Here is a 15,054-nt window from a genome sequence, read left to right on the forward strand (position 1 = left end):
CGACGCGCGAGCACCGGTGTCTTGCGGAGGGGTCACCCACGGTCAGGACGCCTTCGCCAGCGCCAGGTTCAGCGCGAGCACGTTCACCACGGGCTCACCGAGGAACCCGAGCTGCCGCGACTCGGTGTGCGACTGCACGAGCGCCCGCACGGTGTCCTCCGACAACCCCCGTGCCGACGCCACACGGGACACCTGCTGGGACGCGTACGAGGGGCTGATGTCCGGGTCCAGGCCCGAACCCGACGCCGTGACCGCGTCCGCGGGCACCTGCGCGGCGGGGACCCCGTCGGCCTCTGCCAGTGCCGCCCGGCGTTCCTGCACAGCCTTGAGCAGGTCGGGGTTGTTCGGCCCGAGGTTCGAGCCGGAGGACGCCCCGGCGTCGTACCCGTCCCCGGCGGCGGACGGCCGCGACTGGAACCAGCGGTCCGCCTGCTCGCCCGTGAACGACTGCCCGATCAGCGAGGAACCGACGACCTCGCCGGACGAGTCCGTGACCATCGAGCCGTTGGCCTGGTCGTGGAACGCCGCCTGGCCGACGCCCCAGACAGCGAGCGGGTAGCCGACGCCCAGGACGACGGTGGCGACGAGGGTGAGGCGGATGGCCACACCGGCGGAACGGAAGGTGGAACGTGCAGATGCCATGACTAGAACCCCGGGATGAGACCGACCACGAGGTCGATCAGTTTGATGCCGATGAAGGGGACGACCACGCCGCCCAGCCCGTAGACGAGCAGGTTGCGGCCGAGGATCGACGACGCTGCGGCCGCGCGGTACTTGACGCCGCGCAGGGACAGCGGGATGAGCGCAACGATGACGAGCGCGTTGAAGATGACAGCCGACAGGATGGCGGACGACGGGCTGTGCAGCCCCATGATGTTGAGCGCCGCGAGCCCGGGGAAGGCCGCCTGGAACATCGCCGGGATGATCGCGAAGTACTTCGCGACGTCGTTGGCGATGGAGAAGGTGGTCAGGGCACCGCGGGTGATGAGCAGCTGCTTGCCGATGCGGACGACGTCGATGAGCTTGGTCGGGTCGGAGTCGAGGTCGACCATGTTGCCCGCCTCCTTCGCCGCCGTCGTGCCGGTGTTCATCGCGACGCCGACGTCCGCCTGCGCCAGGGCCGGGGCGTCGTTGGTGCCGTCACCGGTCATGGCGACGAGGTTGCCGCCCTCCTGCTCGCGCTTGATGTAGGAGAGCTTGTCCTCCGGCGTGGCCTCGGCGAGGAAGTCGTCGACGCCGGCCTCGTGGGCGATGGCGGCAGCGGTGCGGGGGTTGTCGCCGGTGATCATCACCGTGCGGATGCCCATCGACCGGAGCTCGGCGAACCGCGACGCCATGCCGTCCTTCACGACGTCCTTCAGGTGCACGACACCGAGCAGCGTGACCGCGCCGGTCGAGGAGCGACGCCCGACGACGAGCGGGGTGCCGCCCTGATCGGAGATCTCCGCGACGGTCGCGTCGATGGCCGACACCACACCGGCTTCGGTGGTGTCCGCCCAGGCGAGCACTGCCGCAGCAGCGCCCTTCCGGATCTGCGACCCGTCCGGCAGGTCGAGACCGGACATGCGCGTCTGCGCCGTGAACGGCACCTCGACGGCTCCGTCCGGCAGGCCCACGGCGGCTCCGTCCTCGCGCGCCAGGTCGACGATCGAGCGTCCTTCCGGGGTGCTGTCGGCGGCACTCGACAGCGCCGCCGCCTCGAGCAGGTCGGCGGTCGTCACGCCCGGCACCGGCACCACGCGGGATGCCCGGCGGTTGCCGTAGGTGATCGTGCCGGTCTTGTCGAGCAGCAGCGTCGTGATGTCTCCGGCGGCCTCGACGGCACGACCCGACATCGCGAGCACGTTGTGCTGCACGAGCCGGTCCATGCCGGCGATGCCGATGGCGGAGAGCAGGGCCCCGATGGTGGTCGGGATGAGGCAGACGAGCAGGGCGATGAGCACCGGCACACTGACGGTCGCGCCGACGAGTCCCGCGATGGGCTGCATCGTCAGGCAGACGATCACGAACACGATCGAGAGCGAGGCGAGCAGGATGTTCAGCGCGATCTCGTTCGGCGTCTTCTGCCGTGCCGCGCCCTCGACCAGGCGGATCATCCGGTCGATGAAGGTCTCGCCCGGGGTCGAGGTGATGCGCACCACGATCCGGTCCGACAGCACCCGGGTGCCGCCGGTGACCGCACTGCGGTCACCGCCGGACTCGCGGATGACCGGCGCGGACTCACCCGTGACGGCCGACTCGTCGACCGACGCGATGCCGTCGATGACGTCGCCGTCGCCGGGGATGACCTCGCCGGCGACGACCACGACCACGTCGCCCTTCGCCAGGTCGACGGACGCGACCTCCTCGGTCTCGTTGCCGGTCGCGGCCGCGTCGGTCGTCGCGAACCCGAGCACCCGGCGGGCGCTCGTGGTCGAGCGGGTCTTCCGCAGGGTGTCGGCCTGCGCCTTGCCGCGGCCCTCGGCGACCGACTCCGCCAGGTTGGCGAAGACGACGGTGAGCCAGAGCCACACGGCGATCGCGATGGTGAACGCGGACGGCTCGACGACGGCGGCCACCGTCGTCAGCGCCGCGCCGACCTCGACGATGAACATGACGGGGTTCCGCCACATGAGTCGCGGATCGAGTTTCCGCAGGGCTCCCGGGAGGCCCGCCACCAGTTGGCGGGGTCCGAATGCGGACGAGCGGGTGGCCGGCCTGGAGGCGGTGGTCGCCTCGTGCTCGGAGGTCACGATGGTCATGACAGTCCTTCTGCGAGCGGACCCAGTGCGAGCACCGGGAAGTAGGTGAGTGCGGTGACGATGACGGCGACGCCGCCGAGCAGCCCGATGAAGAGCGGGCGGTGGGTGGGCAGCGTGCCGACGGTCTCGGGCACCCGGTCCTGGGCGGCGAGGGACCCGGCGAGCGCCAGGACGAACACCATCGGCAGGAAGCGACCGAGCAGCATCACGACACCGAGCGCGGAGTTCATCCACGTCGTGTTCGCGGTGAGCCCGCCGAAGGCCGACCCGTTGTTGTTCGCGCCCGAGGTGAAGGCGTAGAGCAACTCGGACAACCCGTGGTTGCCGGGGTTGAAGATCGACGTCCCGAGCACCTGTTCGCGAACCCCGGGGATCACGAGCGAGAGGGCGGTGGCGAGGAGCACGAGCGTCGGCGTGACGAGGATGTACAGCGCCGCGAACGTCATCTCCTTGGCGCGGATCTTCTTGCCGAGGTACTCCGGGGTGCGACCGACCAGCAGGCCGCCGATGAACACCGTGATGACGGCGAGCACGAGCATGCCGTACAGACCCGATCCGACACCGCCGGGGGTGACCTCGCCGAGCATCATGTTGAGCATCGCCATCATCCCGCCGATCGGCGTGAAGCTGTCGAACATGCCGTTCACCGCACCGGTCGAGGTGGCGGTCGACGTCGTCCCGAAGAGCGTCGTGCCGAGGATCCCGAAACGGGTCTCCTTGCCCTCCATCGCGGCGCCCGCGGCGTGCGTGGCGACACCGCCGCCGCCGAGCTCGGCGATCGACATGACCGACAGCGACACCAGGAAGATCGCGCCCATCACGGCGAGGATCGCGTAGCCCTGGCGGTCGTCGCCGACCAGGCGGCCGAAGGTGCGCGGCAGCGAGAACGGGATGACGAGCATCAGGAAGATCTCGACGAGGTTCGTCCACGCCTGCGGGTTCTCGAACGGGTGCGCCGAGTTCGCGTTGAAGTAGCCGCCACCGTTCGTGCCGAGTTCCTTGATCGCCTCCTGCGAGGCGACGAACCCGTCCGGGATGTGCTGCGTTCCGCCGATGAGCGTGGTGACGTCGGTGCCGCTCCCCCACGACTGGACGACCCCGCCGGCGACGAGCACGATCGCGAAGACGAACGCCCCCGGCAGCAGCAGCCGGCCGACGCCGCGGACGACGTCCACCCAGACGTTGCCGAGCGTGCCGGACTTCCGACGGGCGAACCCGCGCACCAGGGCCACGGCGACCGCGAGCCCGACGGCGGCGGACAGGAAGTTCTGCACCGCGAGCCCGGCCATCTGCACCGCGTAGCCGACGGTGGCCTCGGGCGAGTAGGACTGCCAGTTCGTGTTCGCGACGAACGACGCCGCGGTGTTGAACGCGAGCGAGGGTCCGACGGCCGGCAGCCCGAGGTCGCCGGGCAGGACGACCTGGATGCGCTGCAGCAGGTAGACGAGCAGGAGCCCGGCGACGCTGAAGAGCAGCACGCCGCGCAGGTACACGGGCCAGGACTGCTCGGCGTCGGGGTCGACCCCGATCAGGCGGTAGACCCCGCGCTCGACGCGGTTGTGCCGGACGGGCGTGAAGACCTTCGCCATCCAGTCGCCGACGGGTCGGTAGGCGACGACGAGCAGCAGGACGAGCGTGGCGACCTGGGCGATGCCCGCCCAGACGTCCGCGGCGCCCGAAGCGCCCACGGCGCCCACTAGAAGCGCTCCGGACGCACGAGCGCCCAGACGAGGTACACGACTGCGGCGATGCCGAGGACGGCGGCCGCGATGGTGATGCCGATCACAGCCGTTCCACCCCCTTGGCGATCAGTGCCACCACGCCGAACACGGCGAGGACACCGGCGACGACGAACACGTCGAACACGAGGGACTCCAGAAGATCTGCGGTGTCCGCGCCGGGTGACGCGGACCGGCACCACTTGTGGTGCCGGTCCGATGCTGGATCCTGCGCCGGGCCTCCAGACCGCTCCTAACGGATCCCTGACGCCGCCCTGGCGGACGCATGCACGCTCCTAACGCGTTCCGGCGTCCTACGATCGAGACGTGACGATCCCGGTGGTCCCTGCCCGTCCCGGTGCGACGGCGTCCGTCGTGGCGGCCGGACTGCTGGCGGTCGCCGGCGTCGCGTTCGGTGTGCTCTGGGGGACGGTTTTCGCGCCGCTGTGGCTCTTCGGCGAACGGCGGCAACTGCTGTTCTGGTTCTGGGCGGAACCGTTGTCCGTCGTGCCGTGGCTCGCGGCCGTCGCGGCGCTCTTGCTCGCCGCGGTGGGGTGGTCCCGCGGTGGTGGCAGGAGCCGTGCGGCGCTGACCGTCGGGTGTGTCGTGTTCGTGGTGCTCGCGCCGGTGGCGATGTTCTTCGGCGGGCCCGTCACGGGCGTCTGACACCCCCGGCGCTCCTCAGCCGGCCGCGGCCCCGTGTCGGACTACTGCTCGGGGAGGTACTCGTGCAGGAACTCGGGTACGACGGCGGCGATGTGGTCGTAGTCGTGGTCCGCGGCGAGCACGATTGCGTCGTTGGCGATCGCGTACGCGGCGATGAGCGTGTCGATCGTTCCGGCTCCGCGGACGTAGCCGCCGTTCCAGAGGGCGGTCTGGATCGCGAGTGCGTCGTCCTTGGTGGGATGCTCGTCGGCTGGGAAGAACACGGCCATGTCCTGCTGCAGTTCGCTGTGCTCGGCGGGATCCCGCGCTGAGAAGCAGTACTCGAGCACCTGAGGTGGGCAGGTGAGGATCAGATCCTGTGTCGAGACCGTCCGCAGCCGTCCCGCGATACCAGGGAAGCGTCGGGCCTTCCACCACACGGAGTTGTCGACGATGTACGCGCTCACGCGTCGTCGGCAGGGACGCCCGGTGCCGTGTAACGAACGACCGATGCGTGTGTCTGGTCGTCCGTGAAATCGCGAGCCATGATGCGCTCGACGGCGGCGGGTTGACGTCGCACCGCGATCAGGGTCTGCAACGCCCGGTTCACCACGTCGCGGTTCGTCCGGGCGCCGGTGAGCTCCTTCGCCGTGTCGAGCACTGCCTGGTCCAGGTCGATCGTCGTGACCGCCATCTCGACCTCCTCGCAAGTGCGTGCCTGTGCACGTCGGACTTCAACTATACACCTCGCTATATAAGCACGATCTGCCCGCTCGACCGTCGTGGTGTCACGGCCCCTCGGCGCACGGTCGGTGCATCGTGTTCGTCACGCCGAGCCGGTGGCGACGCTCTTCGGCGGACCCGTCGCGAGCCTCTGACGCGGGCACTCCTCAGCCAGCCGCGGTCGCGAGTCGTCTGGACAGGTCCTGTACGGCATGGCGCAGTTCCTCCGGCCCCTCGACCCGGACCGGTACGGCCAGCCCGGAGACGACACCCGCGAGTCCGTCCCACGACCACGACCCGAGGGTGATGCGGCAGCGGTCGTCCTCGATCCGCTCGACCACGGCGTCCTCGGGCAGGTACGGCCTGATCGTCCGCGCGTCGTCCGCCGTCGTGGTCACCGACCCGGTGCACGGCCACACGTCGTCGACCGCCGACCCCTTGAAGCGCGCGGACACGAACGCGGCCGCATCGCCACCGGGGATCGGTCGCGGCGTGAAGGGGACGTGGGTGCGCATCCGGGGCGTGATCCGGTCGATGCGGTGCGTGCGCCAGTCGTCACGGTCGGCATCCCAGTCGAGCAGGTACCAGCGACCGCTCCGGGCGACGACGGCGTGCGGTTCCACCCGGTGCGGCGTCTCGTCCTCGCCGTACCCGAAGCGGAACACCTCCCGCAGGTGGACGGCCTCGCTCACCGCCACCAGGACGTCGGGGTCGGTCGTGGTCCGGCTCGTCGCGGTCACGGCCTGCACCGCGTCGACCCGGGACCGCAATCGCGCGGGCATCACCTGCCGGACCGTCGCGAGTGCGCGGGCCGCCGACTCGGCGACGTCCGCCCCCGACGCCGGGGCCACGGCGAGCGCCAGGGCGATCGCGACCGCCTGGTCGTCGTCGAAGAGCAGCGGCGGCAGGTCGGAGCCCGCCTCGAGCCGGTAGCCGCCAGCGGGCCCGCGGAGCGCCTCGACCCGGTACCCGAGGCCGCGGAGCCGATCCACGTCGCGGCGGACGGTGCGGGGACTCACCTCGAGGCGACCGGCGAGTTCGTCGCCCGGCCACTCGCGGTGCACCTGCAGCAGGGAGAGCAGCGCGAGCATGCGTGCGGAGGGTCCGGCCATGTCGTTCATCCTCGTCGCAGAAGCGGACACGATCTGACCGCATTGCCCGTCATCCTCGTCCCATGAGCATCGAAACGACAACCCACCTCAACTTCGACGGCGACGCCCGCGCGGCGCTCGACTTCTACGCATCGGTCTTCGGCGGCGAGGTCACCGTCGCCACCTACGGCCAGATGGGTGCCCTGGACGACCCGGCCTGGGCGGACCGGATCGTGTTCGGTCAGGTCTCCACGGCCGCCGGCTTCCGCGTCATGGCCTTCGACGTCTGGCCCGGGCAGCCCTACGACCAGGGCTCGAACGCCTTCTACGTGTTCGTGCACGGCGACGACACCGCCGAGATCGAGCGTTACTGGGCGGCGCTGTCCGACGGCGCCGAGGTCCGGCAGCCCCTGGAGCCCTCGGCCTGGGCGCCGTTGGCCGGGCAGCTGCGCGACCGCTTCGGCGTGGTCTGGCAGCTCGACGTCGCCCCGGCTGGCGACTAGTCGGTCCTGACGGTCGCGGTCAGCGGGTCGGCGTCCACGTCGACACGGCGACCGCGGCCGTCACCGTCGCCGGCTCGAACGCGGCGTCCGGCGCGACGTGGTGGTGGCTCGGCCCCATGTGCACGACGTCGTGGACGTCCTCCGCCGACAGATCCATGGTCCACGTCAGGTCCTCGGAGGACCGCAGCGCGAACGACGGCGTCAGGGAGTCGTGCAGACGGCGCTCCTTCTCCGGGTCCACGCTGATCGTCGCCTCGGCGAGCTCCGCCAGGTGACCGGTCCGCGGGGTCACCACCGCTAGCACGCCGTCGGCATGCAGGACGCGGGCGTACTCGGTCTGGTTGCGGGGTGCGAAGACGTCGAGCAGCACGGCGGCAGCGCTGTCGACGACCGGGAGGCGCTCGGTCACGTCCCCGACGACGGCCCCCGCGCGCTCGTGGGCGCGTGCCGCACGCCGGATCGCGACGGCCGACAAGTCCAACGCGACCCCGAGCCTCCCGTCCGCCGCGCGCAGCGCATGCGCCAGGTAGGTCCCCGGGCCCGAACCGACATCGAGCACGATGCCGGGCGCGGTGGCGTCCGCGACGATCGCGGCGAGCGCCCGCTCGACGGGCGCGTAGTGCCCGCGCCCCAGGAACCGCAGCCGCGCGTCCACCATCTCCGGGGTGTCCGCGGTGAGTGCGCGCCGCTTCGCGGGCAGGAGCGTCAGGTGGCCCTGCTTCGCCTCGTCGAACCGGTGACCGTTCGGGCAGCCGACCTGGCCGCCGTCGACGCGGCCGAGGGGCTCGGCGCACACAGGGCAGGCGAGCATCGGCAGCAGGTCGTCACGCACCGGCCCAGCGTACGGGCCTCGGTAGCCTGACCGGATGTCGCTGCAGCAGCTCTTCGGCCTCGACGGCCGCACCGCACTCGTGACGGGAGGCAGCTCCGGCATCGGTCGAGCGATCGCCACCGCACTCGCCGATGCGGGTGCCCGCGTCCTCGTCGCCGCCCGGACGTCCGCGACCATCGACACCACCGTCGCCGGCATCCGCCAGACGGGCCGCTCGGCTGAGGGCATCGTCGCGGACCTCTCCTCCCGCGCTGGCGCACACGCACTCGCGGACGCCGCCGGAGACGTCGACGTGCTGGTGAACTCCGCCGGGATCAACCTGCGGCCGCCGATGCCGGAACTCGACGAGGCCACCTGGGACGCCACGATGGCCGTCAACCTCGACGCACCGTTCGTGCTCGGGCAGCGGCTCGCACCCGGCATGGCGGCCCGTGGGTACGGGCGGATCGTGTCGATCAGTTCACAGCAGGCCCACCGCCCCTTCGCCGCCAGCGGCGCGTACGGGGTCTCCAAGGCCGGCCTGGAGGCGCTGGCCCGGTCCCAGGCAGAGGCCTGGTCCGCGCAGGGGGTCACCTCCAACGTCCTCGTCCCCGGTTTCGTGCGCACCCCACTCAACGAGCGTCTCGGGTCCGACCCGGCGACGGTCGCGGCCCTCGCCGCGCGGACGCTGGTCGGGCGGAACGGGCTCGCGTCGGACTTCGCCGCGGCGGCGGTGTTCCTCGCCGGACCCGGGTCGGCCTACGTCACCGGGCAGGCCATCGCGGTGGACGGCGGGTTCTCCGTCCACTGACCTCGAGGTGCGCCGACGGCAGGTCCGGGCGTCGCCTGAGGTACTGGCAGGGCCTGCCTGCACCGGGGACCGGCTGGCAGGATCGAGGGCGTGAAGACACTGGAGTTGCCACAGACGGACCTCACCGCCTCCGACGTCGTCGTCGGACTGATGCGGATCAACGACATGAGCGACGAGGACATCCGCTCGCTCTACAGCGCCTCGCGTGATGCGGGCGTGAACATGTTCGACCACGCCGCGGTCTACGGCGAGTGGCACGGCTGCGAGGAGCGGTTCGGCGCCGCGGTCACGCTGACGCCCGCGGAACGCGCCGAGATCGTGCTGCAGACCAAGGTCGGCATCCGGCCGACGCCGAAGGGCGCGTACTTCGACTTCTCGTACGAGCACATCCTCGAGTCCGTGCACGAATCGCTCGAGGCGCTGCAGACCGAGTACGTCGACGTCCTGCTGCTGCACCGCCCCGACGCCCTGGTCGAGCCGGAAGAGGTCGCGAAGGCCTTCGACGAGCTGCACGCCGCCGGCAAGGTGCACCACTTCGGCGTCTCGAACCACACCCCCGGCCAGGTCGACCTGCTCAAGAAGCACGTCCGCCAGCCGCTCGCGTTCAACCAGGTGCAGCTGAGCATCACGCACGCCAACGTGATCTCGCAGGGCTTGACAGCGAACATGGGTGGCCTCGAGCAGTCGGTCGATCGCGACAACGACATCCTCAACTACTCGCGGATCAACGACATCACCCTGCAGGCCTGGTCGCCGTTCCAGAAGGGCTTCTTCGACGGCGTCTTCCTGGGCGACCGTGAGCAGTACGCCGAGCTGAACGACGTGCTCGAGGCGGTCGCCACCGCGCACGGGGTCACCCCCACCGGCATCGCGGTCGCATGGATCACCCGCCACCCCGCGCACTTCCAGGTCGTCCTCGGCACGACGAACCCGCAGCGCGTGCGGGACTCGGCCGCCGGCTCGGACGTCGAGCTGTCACGCGAGGAGTGGTACCGGATCTTCACCGCGGCAGGACACACCGTTCCCTGAACCGGGACCGCTCCGTCGGGTCGGGCAGGGTGGGGTCGTGCTCCACGACCTCGCCCTGCCCGTCCGTCTGTCCGCAGGCAGTGGCGAGGTGACGCTGCGGAACGCCGTGGACGAGGATCTCGACGCACTCATGGCGCTCCTGTCCGACGACCCGATCAGCGCCGCACGTGGTGATGTCGCCGCGCCGGAGGACCGTCCGCAGTACGCCGAGGCACTCCGGTCGATCGTGGACGACCCGGCGAATGCGCTGCTCGTCGCCGAGGACGCCGACGGGCGGCTCGTCGGGACGCTGCAACTCACCCGGATCCCTGGGATGGCTCGTCGTGGTGCCACGCGGCTGCTCGTCGAGGCGGTGCGTGTCAGCAGTGCTCTGCGCTCCGGCGGCATCGGGAGCGCGCTGGTGCGCTGGGTGACCGACGTCGCCGCTCCGGCCCTCGGGACCCCGCTCGTGCAGCTCACGTCGGACGCTGCACGGACCGATGCGCACCGGTTCTACGAGCGCCTCGGCTTCACCGGCTCACACGTCGGGTTCAAGTACCGGGTCTCCGACCCTTCCGCCATCCCGCCTGATATGTCACACTGAGACCAGTCGCCCCATCGAGGTGGGTGCGGAAGTGATCCCCGGGAGATCCTGCGGTATAGCGGGGCCCGGGGATTCGCGCGTTCACCGACGGTGCTCGTGGACGCTCAGCACATGGTCCAGCTGCTCGAGGTAGGCCGTTTCCCTCGCCGGGCCAGCGCGACCACGCCGCAGACCGCATCCGCCGCCCAGAGAAGTGGCTCGCGGCCACCCGGCAGGTGCTCGAACACCAGCCCGTGAACCAACTTGCGTGACCGCAGGGCGTCGAGGTGCGCGCGATCGTTCCGGTCCGAGGGCCCGCGAGATTCGAGGACGACTCGGTCGACACCGCCCGCGCGGAGTTCGAGGATCAAGTGCTCAAGAGCAAGACGGCGACGACGCTCGCTCCGGACGGATCGGTCAGTCACGCTCACGACCCCGATGGCTTCGAACGGATGGTCGCACAGCATCCCGACGATCCCGGTGCGGTGCCGAGCGTCACTCTCGGACCAGTGCAGCTTCCGCGCCGACCGTGGCTTGATGGCGCAGAGCGAGTCCCGGAACCGCTCAGCATCGCTGTCGGCAACTGTCACCGCCCCGAGGATGTCCGCGCCGGGGTCACGTTCGTCTCCGGGCTCGGACTCGTCCACGTAGGCCGTCGGTACCATTCCGGAATACTACCGGCCAGGTGGGGCCACTCGCCCGATACGACCGGGCGCGCGCTAGTCGCCGGAGGCGGAGTCCGCAGACCGCGGCGTCGGCACGTTCACGTCGACCGGGGACACCCCGGCGGGATCGGCCGAAGCACCACCCACGACGTCGAACGAGATCCCCAGCATCGCCGGGTCCTCGTCGAGTTCGAGCCCGTCCTCGCGGACCTGGTCCTCCGGGATCGCACGGCCACCGGACGGATCGAACGTGTTCGCAATCGACATGCCGACGAGCATGCCGGTCGCGCATGAGCGTCGCCTCCGAACAGGCCCTGCGGTACCGATCAGTCGGCGAGGTCCTCCGGCCGGAGGCGCTCACCGACCTGCGGACGCCGGAACACCGGGCCGCCACCGGCCTCGTCCTCGTCGTGGTGACCGACGGGCGAGACACTCGGGTCGGCGGAGTCGTCGCCGACGTCGGCGCCGCGGTCCTCCTCCATCTCGAGCTCGGACTCGTCACTGCCGTCCACGGGGATGGACCGGCCCTGCTGTTCGGGATCGAACGGTGCGCTCATCGACATGGGCCGAGCATGCTCCCGCTCGGTGAACGCCGGGTCAACGCTGTCCGTCGGCCGCGATGAGTTCGAGCTGCGTGAGCGGCAGGTCCGTCCCGGCGGTGAACACGAACGACGAACCACCGCCGATGATCCGGAACACCCGGGTCTGCCCGGCCCACGTGAACTCGGCGCCGTCGACCGCGGTGACGGCGTCGTCGAGGGCGACCTGCCACGAGTAGGAGCCCGGCGATGCGACCGTCACGGTGTACAGCGAGGCGGCGGGGCACGTCACGTCGAAGGACACGGACTCCCCCACGGCGAGCGCCGTGACGGTGCGGCCGGTGTCGTCGGTGAGCGCCGAGACCCCGACGGGCAGGACGTCCGCCGGGGCGTCCCGGTAGCCGTGCACGTCGGAGGCCGAGACGGGGCGGGTGTCCGAGGCCCATCCCTGCGGTTCGTCGGACAGGGTGAACTCGACCCGCGACGCGGCCAGGACCACGCTGTGCGGGATGGTGACGGACGTCCAGGGCGAGCCGTCGACCGTCACCGACGCCACGTAGGCGCCTGCGGAGCCGGTGGCGATCTCGATGACCGTCTCCGTTCCTCCCAGCTGTCGCAGCACCGTCCTGCGGACCGACGGCGGTACGAGCACGTAGGTACCGGTCGACGGCGCCAGCGGGTACAGGCCGATGGTGGCGAAGACGTACCACGCGCTCATCTCACCGTTGTCCTCGTCGCCCGGGTAGCCCTGCCCGAGGTCGGATCCGACGAACAGCCGCTCGAGCGATTCGCGGACGATGCGGTGTGCGTCGTCGTGCCGCCCCGTGAACATCGGGAAGAAGGGGATGTGGTGCGCGGGCTGGTTCGACAGCCCGAGCATGCCCATCCGGACGTCGCGGGCCTCGGTCATCTCGTGGATCGGGAACCCGTACGAGCCGGAGCGTGCCAGGGCGCCGGTCTCGGGGGTCGCGAAGAACGCGTCGAGCGCCGCGTCGAACCGCTCGGGGCCGCCGTGCAGGTCCACGACGCCGGCACCGTCGTGCGGCGCCGTGAACGCGGTGCCCCACGCGTTCGTCTCCGTGTAGTCGTCACCCCAGTCGCGCGGGTCGAACTCGGTGCCGACCCGCCACGAACCGTCGGGGTCGCGCCCGATGAAGAACCCGCGCTCGGAGTCGAAGACGTGCCGGTACTGCAGGGACCGGCGGGCGAACCACTCGGCCTCGGCCTCGTGGCGCGACAGGTCGGCGGGCGTCCGCGCCCGTGACGCGAGCAGGCCCGCCATGACGGCCAGACCCCAGTCGTTGATGGCCGCGTCCAGGGTCCACGACATCCCCTCGTGGGTCGCCGTGTCGACGTGGCCGCGGAAGGCGCCCGGGAGGCTCCCCTTGCGTCCGACGCGCTCGTCGCGCGGCGGGACGGTCGCGTTCCGCACCGCGCTCCGGTACGCCTCGGCCAGGTCGAAGCCGCGCACGCCCTTCACCGCGAGGTCGGCGAAGACGGTGTCGCTCGTGGTGCCGGTCATGCAGTCCTCGGCTCCGGGGGCACTCCAGCGGGGCGTCCACCCGCCGTCGTGGTGGTGCTCGACGAAACCCTGCGCGAGCTCGCCCGCGGTCTCGGGGGTCAGGAGTCCGAGGAGCGGCCAGGCCGTGCGGTAGGTGTCCCAGAAGCCGTTCGTGGTGGTGAACGGGCCCTCCACGACCTCTGGTCCGGGCTCGTCGCGGATCGGTTCCGCCAGCACGTCGCCGTACGGGGAGCGGTGCCGCGGGGTGCCGGTCAGGGCGGTCTCCCCGGCGCGGTTCGGGTAGAGGAACAGCCGGTAGAGGCCGGAGTACAGGCTCGTCAACTGGTCGGGTGTCGCGCCGTCGAAGGTCAGCGTCGCGAGCTTCTCCGTCCACAGCGCCTCGGCCCGGGAGCACATGGCGTCGAACGAGCCGGCGACGTCGAGGTTCGCGCGGGCGTCCTCGATCGAGACGGTCGAGATGCCGAGCAGGACGTCGACCGGACCGTCCGTGCCCCCGGCCTCCCCGACGGACAGCCAGCCGCGCAGCTCGTGCTCGCCGATCGTCGTGTGGTCGGCGGTGACCCCCGCGATCCGGAGGTGCACGTGGTGCGGCGGGGTGCCTGGTCGGTCGTCGAGGACCGCCTCGACCACGGCGGTGCCGTCGGTGATCGTCACGGAGACGTCGGAGACCCGGCCGTGGTGGTCGAGCACGACGCTGCGGGTGCCGGTGAACCGGAACCCGAGGGCGAACTCCCCCGCGGTCAGCTCGGCGGTCACACCGTGCTCGAGGGCGACGCGGTAGCGGTGCGGGCCGTCCTGCTCGTCCTCGTGGTCGAACCCGAGCGCGCGGGCGGCCCGGTCGACGTCGGGGGTGTCGAGCGGCGAGGGCATCACCTGGAACACCCCGCGGTCCCCCATCCACGGCGACGGGATGTGGCTCGTCGCGAAGGCCTGGATCGCCGGACGGAGTCGTCCATGGTCGTCGAGCCGGTCGTGCTCCTGGTACGCGTACGGCCAGCGGTTGCTCGACGCGTCCGTCATCGGCAGGCCGAACACCCCACCGTGCGGGACGCCGACGAGCGGAGCGTTGTTCCCGCGGGAGAACCGCGAGGACGCCTGGGTGCCGCGGGTCGTCCGGACGTGGTCGAGCGGGGTCGTCGGGATCGGGCGCGCGGGGGCGATGCGGACGGCGTCGAGCCAGCCGCGCAGCGCCGGACGCGCACCGTCGGCGTCCGTAGCCGGTGCATCGGAGCCGAGCCGGGCCTCCAGGCGGTCGACGACCAACCCCGCGAACGGCGTGAGGTCGACCACGCGACGGTTCCACTGGTCCACCCACTGCTTGCGGGCCGCGTCCTGCGCGTCCGGGGTGACCGCATCGCCGTACTGGTCTCGGGTCGCCACGTGGTCACGAAGCCGCGAGCCGTCGGTGAAGACGACGTCGACGGCGAAGGCGGTGGCGTCCCAGAAGTGCAGCAGGTCGGCTTCGGTCGGTTCCGATGCCCCGTCGGGCAGGGTCCGCTCGGGGAACCAGACCCAGGAGAGCTCGTCACCGGACGCGATCGTTCGACCGGAGAACCCGGGGACGATCGCCTCGGCCACGGACACGCCCGCCGGTCGTTCGACGAGCCAACCTTCTGCACAGTCGAAGCCGACACCGTTCCGAGCGGCCACGGCCGTCGTCGGACCACCGCTCCGTTGCAGTTCTCGCACGGATC

General features: G+C 71.1%; 17 protein-coding genes. 5 read left to right on the forward strand and 12 right to left on the reverse strand.

Going from position 1 to position 15,054, the window contains the following annotated elements:
• Positions 1-42 precede the first annotated feature (42 nt).
• The 4 genes from kdpC to KK097_RS18275 are packed head-to-tail and all read right to left on the reverse strand — an operon-like array spanning position 43 to position 4,527.
• Complete coding sequence (kdpC, locus tag KK097_RS01050) at positions 43-642, reverse strand: potassium-transporting ATPase subunit KdpC (RefSeq protein WP_214543397.1); 600 nt, start codon at positions 640-642, stop codon at positions 43-45.
• Positions 643-644: 2 nt separating this feature from the next.
• A complete protein-coding gene (gene kdpB / locus KK097_RS01055) occupies positions 645-2,741 on the reverse strand; it encodes a potassium-transporting ATPase subunit KdpB (protein ID WP_214543398.1) in 2,097 nt (698 codons plus the stop codon).
• On the reverse strand, positions 2,738-4,429 hold the full coding sequence (gene kdpA, locus KK097_RS01060; protein WP_214531024.1) for a potassium-transporting ATPase subunit KdpA: 1,692 nt from the start codon (positions 4,427-4,429) through the stop codon (positions 2,738-2,740). The genes kdpB and kdpA overlap by 4 nt, the downstream gene beginning before the upstream one ends.
• A gap of 8 nt (positions 4,430-4,437) precedes the next feature.
• Positions 4,438-4,527 (reverse strand): potassium-transporting ATPase subunit F, encoded by a 90-nt coding sequence (locus tag KK097_RS18275; RefSeq protein WP_017887940.1) that lies wholly within the window; start codon positions 4,525-4,527, stop codon positions 4,438-4,440.
• Positions 4,528-4,786: 259 nt separating this feature from the next.
• On the opposite strand from KK097_RS18275, the gene KK097_RS01070 reads away from it, so the two are divergent.
• Positions 4,787-5,125: a hypothetical protein gene (locus tag KK097_RS01070; RefSeq protein WP_214543399.1), complete on the forward strand. Its 339-nt coding sequence runs from the start codon at positions 4,787-4,789 to the stop codon at positions 5,123-5,125.
• 41 nt (positions 5,126-5,166) lie between these two features.
• Here the strand turns inward: KK097_RS01070 and KK097_RS01075 are convergent, their stop codons facing one another.
• The 3 genes from KK097_RS01075 to KK097_RS01085 form a co-directional block, all read right to left on the reverse strand.
• Positions 5,167-5,571 (reverse strand): PIN domain-containing protein, encoded by a 405-nt coding sequence (locus KK097_RS01075; RefSeq protein ID WP_214543400.1) that lies wholly within the window; start codon positions 5,569-5,571, stop codon positions 5,167-5,169.
• Positions 5,568-5,798 (reverse strand): type II toxin-antitoxin system VapB family antitoxin, encoded by a 231-nt coding sequence (locus KK097_RS01080; protein ID WP_214543401.1) that lies wholly within the window; start codon positions 5,796-5,798, stop codon positions 5,568-5,570. The genes KK097_RS01075 and KK097_RS01080 overlap by 4 nt, the downstream gene beginning before the upstream one ends.
• A gap of 196 nt (positions 5,799-5,994) precedes the next feature.
• Entirely contained in the window at positions 5,995-6,939 is a 945-nt protein-coding gene (locus KK097_RS01085) for a helix-turn-helix transcriptional regulator (protein ID WP_214543402.1), read from the reverse strand.
• A 62-nt stretch (positions 6,940-7,001) separates the two neighbouring features.
• Here KK097_RS01085 and KK097_RS01090 point away from each other — a divergent pair, with 62 nt between their 5' ends.
• Positions 7,002-7,421: a VOC family protein gene (locus KK097_RS01090; RefSeq protein WP_214543403.1), complete on the forward strand. Its 420-nt coding sequence runs from the start codon at positions 7,002-7,004 to the stop codon at positions 7,419-7,421.
• A gap of 19 nt (positions 7,422-7,440) precedes the next feature.
• On the opposite strand, the gene KK097_RS01095 is transcribed toward KK097_RS01090, so the two are convergent.
• Positions 7,441-8,253: a putative RNA methyltransferase gene (locus KK097_RS01095; RefSeq protein ID WP_214543404.1), complete on the reverse strand. Its 813-nt coding sequence runs from the start codon at positions 8,251-8,253 to the stop codon at positions 7,441-7,443.
• A gap of 34 nt (positions 8,254-8,287) precedes the next feature.
• Here KK097_RS01095 and KK097_RS01100 point away from each other — a divergent pair, with 34 nt between their 5' ends.
• The 3 genes from KK097_RS01100 to KK097_RS01110 all read left to right on the forward strand — a co-directional run bounded on the left by KK097_RS01100 (position 8,288) and on the right by KK097_RS01110 (position 10,655).
• Positions 8,288-9,043, forward strand: coding sequence for an SDR family NAD(P)-dependent oxidoreductase (locus tag KK097_RS01100; protein ID WP_214543405.1), 756 nt, complete (start codon positions 8,288-8,290; stop codon positions 9,041-9,043).
• A 90-nt stretch (positions 9,044-9,133) separates the two neighbouring features.
• Positions 9,134-10,072: an aldo/keto reductase gene (locus tag KK097_RS01105; protein ID WP_214543406.1), complete on the forward strand. Its 939-nt coding sequence runs from the start codon at positions 9,134-9,136 to the stop codon at positions 10,070-10,072.
• A 37-nt stretch (positions 10,073-10,109) separates the two neighbouring features.
• The gene (locus KK097_RS01110; RefSeq protein ID WP_214543407.1) at positions 10,110-10,655 is read left to right on the forward strand and encodes a GNAT family N-acetyltransferase; all 546 of its coding nucleotides are present in this window, start codon (positions 10,110-10,112) and stop codon (positions 10,653-10,655) included.
• A 104-nt stretch (positions 10,656-10,759) separates the two neighbouring features.
• On the opposite strand, the gene KK097_RS01115 is transcribed toward KK097_RS01110, so the two are convergent.
• The 4 genes from KK097_RS01115 to KK097_RS01130 all read right to left on the reverse strand — a co-directional run bounded on the left by KK097_RS01115 (position 10,760) and on the right by KK097_RS01130 (position 15,049).
• A complete protein-coding gene (locus KK097_RS01115) occupies positions 10,760-11,281 on the reverse strand; it encodes a hypothetical protein (protein WP_214543408.1) in 522 nt (173 codons plus the stop codon).
• Between the two features lie 72 nt (positions 11,282-11,353).
• Positions 11,354-11,566 carry a hypothetical protein gene (locus KK097_RS01120; protein WP_214531008.1) on the reverse strand — a complete coding sequence of 71 codons (213 nt, stop codon included), beginning with the start codon at positions 11,564-11,566 and terminating at the stop codon, positions 11,354-11,356.
• Positions 11,567-11,625: 59 nt separating this feature from the next.
• Positions 11,626-11,862, reverse strand: coding sequence for a hypothetical protein (locus tag KK097_RS01125; protein WP_214531006.1), 237 nt, complete (start codon positions 11,860-11,862; stop codon positions 11,626-11,628).
• Between the two features lie 34 nt (positions 11,863-11,896).
• Entirely contained in the window at positions 11,897-15,049 is a 3,153-nt protein-coding gene (locus tag KK097_RS01130) for a GH92 family glycosyl hydrolase (RefSeq protein ID WP_307858322.1), read from the reverse strand.
• Positions 15,050-15,054 lie beyond the last annotated feature (5 nt).

It is taken from the genome of Curtobacterium flaccumfaciens, assembly GCF_018598405.1.
GTDB classification, from domain to species: Bacteria; Actinomycetota; Actinomycetes; order Actinomycetales; family Microbacteriaceae; genus Curtobacterium; species Curtobacterium aurantiacum.

Excerpts from the sequence above, each read along its gene's own strand:
- kdpC (WP_214543397.1), bottom strand. The coding sequence starts at position 642 with ATGGCATCTGCACGTTCCACCTTCCGTTCCGCCGGTGTGGCCATCCGC.
- kdpB (WP_214543398.1), bottom strand. The coding sequence starts at position 2,741 with ATGACCATCGTGACCTCCGAGCACGAGGCGACCACCGCCTCCAGGCCG.
- KK097_RS01080 (WP_214543401.1), bottom strand. The coding sequence starts at position 5,798 with ATGGCGGTCACGACGATCGACCTGGACCAGGCAGTGCTCGACACGGCG.
- KK097_RS01085 (WP_214543402.1), bottom strand. The coding sequence starts at position 6,939 with ATGGCCGGACCCTCCGCACGCATGCTCGCGCTGCTCTCCCTGCTGCAG.
- KK097_RS01090 (WP_214543403.1), top strand. The coding sequence starts at position 7,002 with ATGAGCATCGAAACGACAACCCACCTCAACTTCGACGGCGACGCCCGC.
- KK097_RS01100 (WP_214543405.1), top strand. The coding sequence starts at position 8,288 with ATGTCGCTGCAGCAGCTCTTCGGCCTCGACGGCCGCACCGCACTCGTG.
- KK097_RS01120 (WP_214531008.1), bottom strand. The coding sequence starts at position 11,566 with ATGTCGATTGCGAACACGTTCGATCCGTCCGGTGGCCGTGCGATCCCG.
- KK097_RS01125 (WP_214531006.1), bottom strand. The coding sequence starts at position 11,862 with ATGTCGATGAGCGCACCGTTCGATCCCGAACAGCAGGGCCGGTCCATC.